We start from the raw sequence: 10,388 nt of genomic DNA, 5'->3' as shown, positions 1-10,388 counted from the left end.
TCATGTTATTTGCCTCTTTTGACTTCGCTAAAAATCAAAGATGCATTTAACATGGGTAGGTATACAGGCAAAGCCTCAAATGATGATAACCACCTACTGAAGTAGGTGGTTTTGGGCTAAAAATAAATAATGTGTTAGCCTAGGTTTCTTGATGAAGCATCTTTTATGGCTAACACATTTTCTAACATTTATATTCATACATTTTTCCCCTGCTTCTTTAGAATTACCTGAACATTGTTAAGGAAGCCTGATCATGCCAATAAAAACGAACATCAGCTTAGTCGCATTTACTCTCTCCGCCCTGCTTGCACTGCCGTCCTATGCGGTACCCACCTTAAGTGACTCACATCATGTGGCCAGTACCAGTGTTGCCGCCCAAAGCGAGTCAGAAAAAGCCAACGCCTTGTTTGAAACCATCTTCATGGAAAACATCATGGCAAGCCCCATTGCACAAACCTATATGGGCATTAAGCAGGACTATGATAAGTGGGACGATATTGGCGATGAGGCGGATGCCCGTGAGTTGGCGCGAACCAAGAAACAGCTAGCCGAAGTGAATCAACTGGATGCGAGTAAGCTTGATCCACAAACTCGCCTAAGCCTGACGTTACTCACTCAAAATCTGAATAACAATATCAAAGACTATCAGTGGCGCTACCATAACTACCCAGTGAATCAGATGCATGGTGGCCACTCGATGATAGCCTCCTTCCTGATTAATCAACACCAGATCACCGATGTCAGCGATGCTAAGGCCTATATCAGCCGCTTAAATGGCGTGCCCAAACGCTTAAACCAACTGCAACAGGCGCTCGAGATCCGCGCAGATAAAGGCATTATTGCCCCTAAATTTGTGTTCGGTTACGTGATTTCTGACAGCCAAAACATCATTAAAGGCGCCCCCTTCGATAAAGGCGAAGACAGTGCGTTGTTGGCGGATTTTCGCAAAAAAGTGAATGCGCTCAGCATCTCCGAAACAGAAAAAGCCCAACTGATTGCCGATGCTGAAAAAGCACTCGTCTCACAAGTTGAGCCTGCATACAAGACGCTTATCGCCTATATCAAAACCTTAGAAGCCAAAGCCGATACCCGCGATGGGGTTTGGAAACTCCCCGACGGCGAGGCGTTTTATAACAATGCCCTTGCACGCACGACCACTACCCACATGACGGCGGATGAAATCCATCAACTTGGTCTTGCCGAAGTGGAACGCATCCATAATGAAATGCGCGCCATTATGAAAAAGGTGAATTTTAACGGCACCTTGCAAGAGTTCTTCACCTTTATGCGCGATGATCCACAGTTCTATTATCCAAATACCGCCGAAGGCAAGGCGGCATATTTAGCCGATGCAACCAAGCTTATCGATAATATGCGCTCACGCTTGGATGAAGTCTTTAAGGTTAAGCCTAAAGCAGCCATGATAGTCAAACAGGTTGAAGCCTTTAGGGAAAAATCCGCTGGTAAAGCCTTCTATGAACAACCGGCTCCCGATGGCTCTCGCCCTGGTAGCTACTATGCCAACCTCTACGATATGAAAGCCATGCCTAAATACCAGATGGAAGCACTGGCTTACCACGAAGGGATCCCAGGCCATCATATGCAAATCGCTATCTCACAGGAGCTAAAGGATATTCCTAAGTTCCGTAAATTCGGTGGCTATACCGCCTATATCGAAGGTTGGGGGCTCTACAGTGAGTCTTTCCCGAAGGAGATGGGCTTATATGCCGACCCTTACTCCGATTTTGGTCGACTGGCGATGGAGTTATGGCGAGCTTGTCGTTTAGTGGTCGATACTGGGATCCACGCCAAGAAATGGACCCGCGAACAAGGGATAGCTTATTACGTCGATAATACCCCTAACGCAAAATCCGATGCGAAGAAAATGGTAGAGCGTCATATCGTTATGCCATCTCAAGCCACAGCCTATAAAGTTGGGATGATTAAGTTACTCGAACTGAGACACAAGGCGGAAAAACAACTGGGTGATAAATTTGATATCCGGGATTTCCATACTTTAGTCTTGGCTAACGGGGCACTGCCTTTGGATGTGCTAGAAGAGCAAGTCGATCAATGGATTGCCAGCGTCAATAAAGCCTAAGCATAAAACCTTGGGAGGCTAACGCTAGCCTCCTTCGAACGCCGTTGCGAATAACATCGTTAAATCGCAGCCAATAAAAAAGCCACTATCAAGTGGCTTTTTTATTGGATTTATCACCGGCTTGGTCATAAAACCCTATCTCACTGTGGGTCACTATATTTGATGTATTAAGCATAAGCACTTAACACTCGGTGTGACTTTAGGGTACAGAGAGACAAAACTCGTTTCCCGCACTCAACCACCAGAAAAAAATTACCTCAGCCTAATGAGCTGAGGTAAACCAAAAACTAGGATGATGGTTTAAAAGCCAACATTGTTTTAGTTCGCAAACTTCTGCTGGCTGTGATCCGAAACTGCATTGCTGCCAACCTGTACGCTGATATCGAAAGGGGTCATTTCCAATAAAAGTGTAGGACTCAGGTCATTCCGAATCATCTGGCAACCATTGTATTCATTTAAGAACAGACTTCAATACACCCACTAAAAAGCTGTTTTAGAAAACCCTAAAAAACCAAACTAAAATACAAACTAAAAATCACATAACAGATTGATTTTAATAAAATCTAAAAACTACCAAACTCGCTCAAAACGCATTGAACGCATTTTAAGAACAATGTTTCCAAAATTACTGACGTTCACTGAAGAGTTCCGCATAGGGAATATCCCAATAAGGCGGATTACCAATGTGGTCTTTAATAAACTCAATGAAGGCACTCACCTTAGGCGCTAAGTGTTTACGACGTGGGTAAACGGCCTGTAGCGGTAAATGATGAGTCAGTTGCCAATCCCTCAGCAGCGGCACTAAGGTGCCCTTAGCGATTTCATCTTCCATCAAGTAACTGGCAAGATAGACAACCCCTAAGCCACTGATCGCAGCTGATTTTAAAGCAGGAGCGTTATCCACTCTAAAGTTACCAGAGACACCTATCTCACAGTAATCATCGCCCTTTTTAAACTGCCACATGCTGTGCTCATGCCACTCACCTTGATACACCAAGCAGTTATGGTCGACTAATTGTTCTGGACGCGACGGTTCACCATGTCTAGCAATATAATCAGGCGAGGCAACGAGTAGGAACTGACACTTCATCAAAGGGCGCGCCACCATACCCAAGGGAAGCTGCTCAGACATAGTTAACAATAGGTCTAAACCTTCGCTGACTACATCCACCTTATGATCTAATAAGCTGACTTGCAGCTCGAGTTCAGGGTGTTTGGCCATAAATGATGGCAGCGCGGGAATGATATGCATAGCACCAAAGGACTGGGAAATCCCCACCTTTAACACGCCGCGGGTGGCATCGTTTAAGTTATGCACGCTAGCAATGGCCTGTTCGGCATCGCGAAGCAACTCTTCACCTTGCAGATATAACAAATGTCCAGCTTCAGTCAGACTTAAGCTTCGAGTGGTACGCTGGATCAGTTGAACACCGAGTCTATGTTCGAGATCGGCTACCTGCGTACTGACCTTAGATTTAGAGATCCCAAGCCTTCTTGCGGCGGCACTAAAACTACCAGCTCTGGCCACATGAGTAAAAATCGCAATAGGTTCTAACAGTTCTAACATGGAAAGTCGCCTTAAGCAGTTTCGACAGTGATATTAACTTTCGGAATAGCATAGGAATGCAGCACAAATGCCTTGAAGCATCCCTCAATACCTTAATATCTCACAGCAATTGGGTTCGTTGTAGAGATTTAGCCCGAAAAAGTCCGCTAAAGTAGAGTGTTCTATCTGACTGAATTGCCAGCTTTTCATTATATTTTAAGAGTATACCAAACATTAGTCTTTAGAATGTAATATTCCATAGTAAATAGCCGCAAGCAATTAGATTAATATCATTCCGCTTGGCTAAAATGAATCAAGAAAAAGCCCCAGACACTTAACGTACTGGGGCTTTTCATTTATATCACTGTATTTATGGTGTCAGTTAGGTCGACATTACCTGACTCCAACCAGTGTTGGTTTTAAGCTACTCTGCCGAGCACTATTCACGTAATTCATGGTGAGTGTTTTGAGTCAACACATAGGGCGCTAACTCTGGCACTTCTTTACGCAGTTGATTCTCAAGCACCAGCAGGTTTTCAAAACGGTCACATAAACGGTCGGCTTTCGCTTCAATGCCCTTAGATTGGGATTCAATTTGCTGCTCAATATCATCGCCTAATCTATCCATTTTTTGTGAGAATGCGTCCATCTTAGCTTCGAAGGACTCACCGTCGCCCGCAAGGATTTGGCTGCCGATATTCATCATTAGAGTGCCAATGGAGTTTTGCACGATTTGCTCCATTTCCTTCTCAAATTCGTCGTTAAAGGTGTTTTGCATCGACTCTTCGGTCGCACCAAGGTAAAAACTATCGCCCTGCTTGTAGGCTACGGTATCAACACGCTTCTGCACGCCCGCCATCATCTCATCAAACTTAGCGCCAGCCACATCGCCCATCAGTGGCGTTAATGCCATACTCACAGCTTGAGAGGCCAATGCAACGGCTTCATTCACTAATTCAATGACTTCAGGAACCTGAGTCGACACCTCATCGGCATACTGGCTCACGAGCTTTTTCTGTTTGTCGGTTAAGGTTACCTGCTTGCCTTCAACGTATAACTTGTCGAGCTCGATGCGATACTTCTCGGTGCCCTTCTCGCTCATCACTAATTTTTTCGGTTCGACTCTCACATCATAGTTAAGAGAAACCTCACAGCGCTCATCGATTTGCGGCTCGGTTTTCGCTTGTGCTGATTGCAAGCCAGAAGCGCTTAAAATAACACCCGATAATGCCACTCCGGTTAATAGTGTATTTATCTTCATTGTTGTTCATCCTTTAATCTGAGAAATTCGACTAAGCTAACGTGCTAAAAGATGAATAGCAGAAGATGTGCCAACTTTGTAACAATATGATTAGTATGAGGTTATAAAAATTAGCACCGATAGCAGATTAGTGAATTTCACTAATATTTAGCCTAACAGTGCTAATAAAAGAGTTAAATCAGAAGATTGAACGTCCGAGACGCTGGCTGAGATGCTCAAGCATCGCCGTCCCTGCGAGGGAGTTACCTTGATTGTCTAATTCGGGTGACCAAACGCAGACCGAGAGTTCCCCGGGGATCACCGCAATAATGCCGCCGCCAACACCGCTTTTACCCGGCATACCAACACGATAGGCAAACTCGCCGGCGCCGTCATACAAGCCAGAGGTTGCTAACAGGGCATTTAATTGCCGAGTCTGCACCTGCGAAATAAGTTCAGTGCCATCTAAGGTTTTACCACGGTTGGCTAAATACAACATCGCCCGCGATAGGTCGGCGCAATTCATTTTTAAGGCGCAATAATGAAAATAAGTGCGCAGCACTGTATCGACATCGCCTTGAAAATTACCGAAGGATTTCATCAGATAAGCGATGGCCGCATTACGTGCACTGTGCTGATATTCAGAATCCGCTACTTGCTTGTCGAAACAGACTTTATCGTTTTGACTCAGCGCCCTGACCAATTCCAACATCCGATGCTTAGGCGCCCCTAAACGGCTCTGCAATAAGTCAGCGATAACTAACGCGCCAGCATTAATAAAGGGATTGCGAGGTTTACCCCGCTCGAGTTCAACTTGGACTAGTGAATTGAAGGAGTGTCCCGAGGGTTCTTTGCCGACGCGGCTCCAAATTTCGGTTTCTTCATATAAAGTTAGCGCTAAGGTTAAGCTGAAAACTTTAGAAATACTTTGAATTGAAAATGGCTCAAGGTAATCGCCTGCGCCTATAGTTTCACCGTCAATCGTGGTTACGGCAATGCCCAGTTTACCAGCATCAACATTGGCGAGCGCAGGGATGTAATTAGCAACCTTTCCTTGGCCGAGCAAGGGCCGAACTTTGTCGACCACTTCCTCTAATAACGCCTGTTCTGGCATTAACTCCACCAGATATCGTACAGATCGCTAACTTCAAGTTGAGTCACTTTTTGACCCGCCCAGAAAGCCTTCACTGCAGCAACATCTTCTTCGGTGCACTTACCGATAGTTTGGGTAGCAATAATACCTTCCCACTCGATATGACCACCGCCGTGGAAACCTAACTTACGGGCTTCAATGACTTCATCGATAAACTTATCGACTGTTGCATCAATATCGGCTTCAGAGACAGATGCATCGAAGGTCCAAGTAATGTCAAAACCTAACTCTTGGAATTCATCAACGCGCATTTTCTTACGTAAACGACGGCTACGATTCTTTGCCATAGTGATTTTCCCCGTTGTGTTAAAAAATAAAATCCATAAAAGATGTTAAGCGATACGCTCAAACATCAGATCCCACACGCCATGGCCGAGGCGATGACCGCGGGCTTCAAATTTAGTCAGTGGACGATGATCTGGGCGCGGCACCACGGTACCATCGGCGGATTGGTTTTTGTAACCATTGGCCGCATTCATCACTTCCAGCATATGTTCGCTGTAGTTTTCCCAGTCGGTCGCCATATGGAACACGCCGCCAATCTTCAGTTTGCGGCGGATAAGCTCAGCAAACTCCGCCTGCACGATACGGCGCTTATGGTGGCGCTTTTTATGCCAAGGATCGGGGAAAAACAATTGCACGCGAGCAAGACTACCATCGGCGATAGCATGTTCTAACACTTCCATTGCATCATGGTGATACACGCGAAGATTAGTCACCCCAGCAGCGGCAGCGTCACTTAAGCATGAACCCACGCCAGGCTTATGGACTTCAATACCGATAAAATTCTGCTCTGGAGCTTCTTGCGCCATTTGTACTAAAGAGGCGCCCATGCCGAAACCAATTTCCAGTACGGTATCGGCTTCGCGACCAAACACTTCGGTCAGGTTTAATGGTGTTGGGCTGTAATCTAAGCCCATTGTTGGCCACTGAGTCTCAATGGCTTGCGCTTGACCTTTAGTCAAACGACCTTCTCTTAGGACAAAGCTTCTGATCTTACGCAGATACTTGCCTTCTTCATTAAATTCAGCGGTAGTGACTTCGCTCATTTTTGCCTCGTCTCGTGGACAACACCATCTAAAAAGAAGGGCATTATCCAAAGTTCAACTTACAGTGCAAGCACTAATGGAGGCGAAGTATAACAAGATTATCCTAGAGAGCGAATCTAGGCCGATTTTTCGATGGGGTGTTACTTGTTTGCCAACCAATCTCCCGCTACACTGCGCCGATGAAATCTACAGCCTCCTTTGCTACACGTATCGTTAATTGGTACGACACCCACGGTCGTAAAACCCTCCCTTGGCAGCAAGATAAAACCCCATATCGCGTATGGGTTTCTGAGATTATGTTGCAACAAACTCAGGTAGCGACTGTTATCCCCTATTACCAGCGTTTTATGGCACGTTTCCCCGATGTGTTAGCCCTCGCTAACGCGCCGGATGATGAAGTACTGCATCATTGGACTGGGCTTGGTTATTACGCCAGAGCTCGCAATCTACATAAAGCCGCTAAGATGGTTCGCGATCTGTATCAAGGGCAATTTCCAACAGACTTTGAGCAAGTGTTAGCGCTGCCAGGTATTGGGCGCTCGACAGCAGGTGCAGTGTTATCCCTATCACTTGGGCAACATCATCCGATCCTTGATGGCAATGTTAAGCGCGTATTAGCAAGACATGGCGCGATTGCGGGCTGGCCCGGTCAAAAACCTGTGGAAGAACAACTCTGGCAATTAACCGAGCAATTAACGCCAGAGCAGGATATTCAAAAATATAACCAAGCCATGATGGATATTGGTGCCAGCATTTGTACTCGCAGCAAACCCAATTGTGCCGCTTGTCCTGTGGCTGTCGATTGCAAGGCCCAACTTATGGGCAGGCAAACCGATTTCCCGGGTAAAAAACCGAAGAAAACTATCCCAGAGAAAGCCGCTTGGATGTTGGTTTTACTCAAAGATAACCAAGTATTCTTGGCTAAGCGCCCTCCTGCCGGCATTTGGGGCGGACTCTGGTGCTTCCCCGAATTTAGTACTCAAGCCGCACTCAATGCAGAGCTTGAAGCCCAAGGTTATCACGCCGCACAACTCGAACCATTAATCGGTTTTAGGCATACCTTTAGCCACTTCCATTTAGATATTCAGCCCATGCTACTGAATTTAGATAGCCAAGCGAATGGCTACGACAAGCAAACCTTGGGTATGCAGAGCGTGGGCGCAGTCATGGAACAAAACCAGTCTCTCTGGTATAACATCAATCAACCTTCCAAAGTGGGACTCGCCGCCGCAACCGAGCGCGTGTTAGCCAATTTGGGATCACTCGTAGCTATTGCTAGCAACCTCGACAGTCAGTAAGGAATAATCATGGCGCGTACAGTCAATTGCGTATATTTAAACAAAGAAGCCGACGGCCTAGACTTTCAACTGTATCCAGGTGATTTAGGTAAACGTATTTTCGATAACGTCAGTAAAGAAGCTTGGGGCCTATGGCAGAAAAAGCAGACCATGCTGATTAACGAAAAGAAACTCAACATGATGAATGTTGATGATCGTAAGTTTTTGGAAGAGCAAATGACCTCTTTCCTGTTTGAAGGTAAAGACGTGGAAATTGAAGGCTTTGTGCCTGAAAAGGGTCAGGAATAAGCCTAATCGCCTATCCAATAGAAAGCAAAAAAGCGCCCAAGGGCGCTTTTTTATTCGCGGATAAATGCAGCTCAGTAGCGTTAAGCTTACTTACGCACGCCTTCTACCACTAAATCTAACTCAACATTGGCAGACGCTGGGCCTAAGTCCATCTTGATACCGTAATCTTTCATCGCAAACGTGGTCGTACCGGTAAAACCTGCACGGTATCCGCCCCAAGGATCTTGACCCTCACCCACAGCATGCGCTTGGATTGCCAGCGGTTTAGTCACGCCGTTTAGCGTGAAGTTACCTGTAATAACCATATCGCCATTGCCTTTGTCTTCAACCGAGGTCGAAACGAAAGTCGCTTCTGCAAATTTAGCTGTATTCAAAAAATCGCCACTACGGATGTGCTTATCACGCTCGGCATGGTTAGAGTCAACGCTTAAGGTGTTCACTTTGACATTCACTTTAGCTGCCGTTGGATTTTTAGCGTCGTAGCTGAAATCACCGCTGAAATCGTTAAAACGACCTACGACATAGCTATAACCTAAGTGACTTACTTTAAAGGTAATAGATGCATGAGCACCTTCGCGGTCAATTACATAATCGGCGGCAGATGCAGCCATTGGAGCCAGTAAAGACCCACCAATCAAAGCAGCTAATAGTTGTTTTTTCATTATATTATCCTCGGTTAAATTTAATCATCTTGAGTAGTGTTGAATCTTTATCGATAAAATGGTGCTTTAACGCGCCTAACGCATGCAGTAAAACCAGAGCAATCAAGCTGTAGGCGGCATATTGATGAATATCCCCCGCGATATCAGCCTGATTTTCAATCAGTGGCGTTAGGCCGGGTAACTCAAACCAGTCAAACACCATAATTCCACGGCCCTCTGCCGTCGAAATCAAAATACCTGCGGCCATAATCACCAGTAATAAGAGATAAATCGCGCCATGGGCAATGTGGGCGCTAACCTTTTCCCATGTCTGGTGATTTTGCTCAGGAGTCGGCTTTGGATTGACCAAACGCCAAACTAAACGAAACAGGGTTACCGCCAGCAGCAAAATCCCTACGCTTTTATGCCAATGTGGCGCCGTTTTGTACCATGGGCTGTAGTAGGTCAATTCCACCATCCACACACCGACGGCAAAGAGTCCAATCACCACAACCGCACTTAGCCAATGGCTGGCAATAGCAATAAGTCCATAATTCAACTTAGTATTTCTAAACATATAGCTACCCCACACCTCTGCACTTAAGTCGCACAATCAAATAATAGTCATTATCATAAAACGAAAATTAAAAACTAAAATCAGTAAAAATCGCTCATATCTTTCTAAAATTCAGAAAGATTAACGCTATTATGGTGTTAACGCTGATTGTGGGGCTTAAACGGGTCACTCACGCGGCTGGAAATACAACTTTGAGGCATCAAAAAGGCTCATTCCCAACTGGTTTATAGATAAAAAACAGCCAAAGTGCACATTAAACAGCCGAACACATCATTTATCAGGAAAAAGCGCTTGCAGAGGATAAACACCCTCGTTAATATAGCCGCACTTCGAACGAGGCAGCATTAAGTTGTCGGTTTAAAGTAGTCAACTAACGCTTAGTTTAGTTGCCCGAATAGCTCAGTCGGTAGAGCAGAGGATTGAAAATCCTCGTGTCCCTGGTTCGATTCCGGGTTCGGGCACCACCATTCGCCGGCATAGCTCAGTTGGTAGAGC

At 45.6% G+C, this 10,388-nt stretch carries 10 protein-coding genes and 1 tRNA gene; 4 read left to right on the top strand and 7 right to left on the bottom strand.

Annotation, left to right across the window (positions count from 1 at the left end):
* Positions 1 to 253 precede the first annotated feature (253 nt).
* A complete protein-coding gene (locus CBX96_RS21280) occupies positions 254 to 2,101 on the top strand; it encodes a DUF885 family protein (protein ID WP_109287986.1) in 1,848 nt (615 codons plus the stop codon).
* A 625-nt stretch (positions 2,102 to 2,726) separates the two neighbouring features.
* On the opposite strand, the gene CBX96_RS21275 is transcribed toward CBX96_RS21280, so the two are convergent.
* The 5 genes from CBX96_RS21275 to trmB all read right to left on the bottom strand — a co-directional run bounded on the left by CBX96_RS21275 (position 2,727) and on the right by trmB (position 7,089).
* A complete protein-coding gene (locus CBX96_RS21275; RefSeq protein WP_109287985.1) occupies positions 2,727 to 3,668 on the bottom strand; it encodes a LysR family transcriptional regulator in 942 nt (313 codons plus the stop codon).
* Positions 3,669 to 4,086: 418 nt separating this feature from the next.
* Entirely contained in the window at positions 4,087 to 4,908 is an 822-nt protein-coding gene (locus CBX96_RS21270) for a YggN family protein (protein ID WP_109287984.1), read from the bottom strand.
* 178 nt (positions 4,909 to 5,086) lie between these two features.
* Complete coding sequence (glsB, locus tag CBX96_RS21265) at positions 5,087 to 6,001, bottom strand: glutaminase B (RefSeq protein ID WP_011621971.1); 915 nt, start codon at positions 5,999 to 6,001, stop codon at positions 5,087 to 5,089.
* Positions 6,001 to 6,327: a YggL family protein gene (locus CBX96_RS21260; protein WP_011621970.1), complete on the bottom strand. Its 327-nt coding sequence runs from the start codon at positions 6,325 to 6,327 to the stop codon at positions 6,001 to 6,003. Before CBX96_RS21260 ends, glsB begins: the two co-directional genes overlap by 1 nt.
* A 45-nt stretch (positions 6,328 to 6,372) precedes the next feature.
* Positions 6,373 to 7,089, bottom strand: a complete 717-nt coding sequence (gene trmB / locus CBX96_RS21255) for a tRNA (guanosine(46)-N7)-methyltransferase TrmB (RefSeq protein ID WP_011621969.1) — start codon at positions 7,087 to 7,089, stop codon at positions 6,373 to 6,375.
* 179 nt (positions 7,090 to 7,268) lie between these two features.
* On the opposite strand from trmB, the gene mutY reads away from it, so the two are divergent.
* Together mutY and CBX96_RS21245 are read left to right on the top strand one after the other, a co-directional pair.
* On the top strand, positions 7,269 to 8,387 hold the full coding sequence (gene mutY / locus CBX96_RS21250) for an A/G-specific adenine glycosylase (RefSeq protein ID WP_109287983.1): 1,119 nt from the start codon (positions 7,269 to 7,271) through the stop codon (positions 8,385 to 8,387).
* 9 nt (positions 8,388 to 8,396) lie between these two features.
* Positions 8,397 to 8,675, top strand: coding sequence for an oxidative damage protection protein (locus CBX96_RS21245; RefSeq protein WP_011621967.1), 279 nt, complete (start codon positions 8,397 to 8,399; stop codon positions 8,673 to 8,675).
* Positions 8,676 to 8,761: 86 nt separating this feature from the next.
* On the opposite strand, the gene CBX96_RS21240 is transcribed toward CBX96_RS21245, so the two are convergent.
* Together CBX96_RS21240 and CBX96_RS21235 are read right to left on the bottom strand one after the other, a co-directional pair.
* Positions 8,762 to 9,337, bottom strand: coding sequence for a YceI family protein (locus tag CBX96_RS21240; protein WP_011716272.1), 576 nt, complete (start codon positions 9,335 to 9,337; stop codon positions 8,762 to 8,764).
* A 4-nt stretch (positions 9,338 to 9,341) separates the two neighbouring features.
* The gene (locus tag CBX96_RS21235) at positions 9,342 to 9,893 is read right to left on the bottom strand and encodes a cytochrome b (protein ID WP_109287982.1); all 552 of its coding nucleotides are present in this window, start codon (positions 9,891 to 9,893) and stop codon (positions 9,342 to 9,344) included.
* 388 nt (positions 9,894 to 10,281) lie between these two features.
* Between CBX96_RS21235 and CBX96_RS21230 the strand changes: the two genes are divergently transcribed.
* A tRNA-Phe gene (locus CBX96_RS21230) sits at positions 10,282 to 10,357 on the top strand.
* Positions 10,358 to 10,388 lie beyond the last annotated feature (31 nt).

It is taken from the genome of Shewanella sp. BC20 (assembly GCF_003129585.1).
In the GTDB taxonomy this organism is placed as follows: domain Bacteria; phylum Pseudomonadota; class Gammaproteobacteria; order Enterobacterales; family Shewanellaceae; genus Shewanella; species Shewanella seohaensis.
Note: the sequence above shows the minus strand (reverse complement) of the source record. Positions and strands in the feature narration are given on the sequence as shown.

Bases quoted from the DNA above. Each gene is read 5' to 3' on its own strand.
- glsB (WP_011621971.1), bottom strand. From the start codon at position 6,001: ATGCCAGAACAGGCGTTATTAGAGGAAGTGGTCGACAAAGTTCGGCCC.
- CBX96_RS21270 (WP_109287984.1), bottom strand. From the start codon at position 4,908: ATGAAGATAAATACACTATTAACCGGAGTGGCATTATCGGGTGTTATT.
- CBX96_RS21235 (WP_109287982.1), bottom strand. From the start codon at position 9,893: ATGTTTAGAAATACTAAGTTGAATTATGGACTTATTGCTATTGCCAGC.
- CBX96_RS21240 (WP_011716272.1), bottom strand. From the start codon at position 9,337: ATGAAAAAACAACTATTAGCTGCTTTGATTGGTGGGTCTTTACTGGCT.
- CBX96_RS21275 (WP_109287985.1), bottom strand. From the start codon at position 3,668: ATGTTAGAACTGTTAGAACCTATTGCGATTTTTACTCATGTGGCCAGA.
- mutY (WP_109287983.1), top strand. From the start codon at position 7,269: ATGAAATCTACAGCCTCCTTTGCTACACGTATCGTTAATTGGTACGAC.
- CBX96_RS21245 (WP_011621967.1), top strand. From the start codon at position 8,397: ATGGCGCGTACAGTCAATTGCGTATATTTAAACAAAGAAGCCGACGGC.
- CBX96_RS21260 (WP_011621970.1), bottom strand. From the start codon at position 6,327: ATGGCAAAGAATCGTAGCCGTCGTTTACGTAAGAAAATGCGCGTTGAT.
- trmB (WP_011621969.1), bottom strand. From the start codon at position 7,089: ATGAGCGAAGTCACTACCGCTGAATTTAATGAAGAAGGCAAGTATCTG.
- CBX96_RS21280 (WP_109287986.1), top strand. From the start codon at position 254: ATGCCAATAAAAACGAACATCAGCTTAGTCGCATTTACTCTCTCCGCC.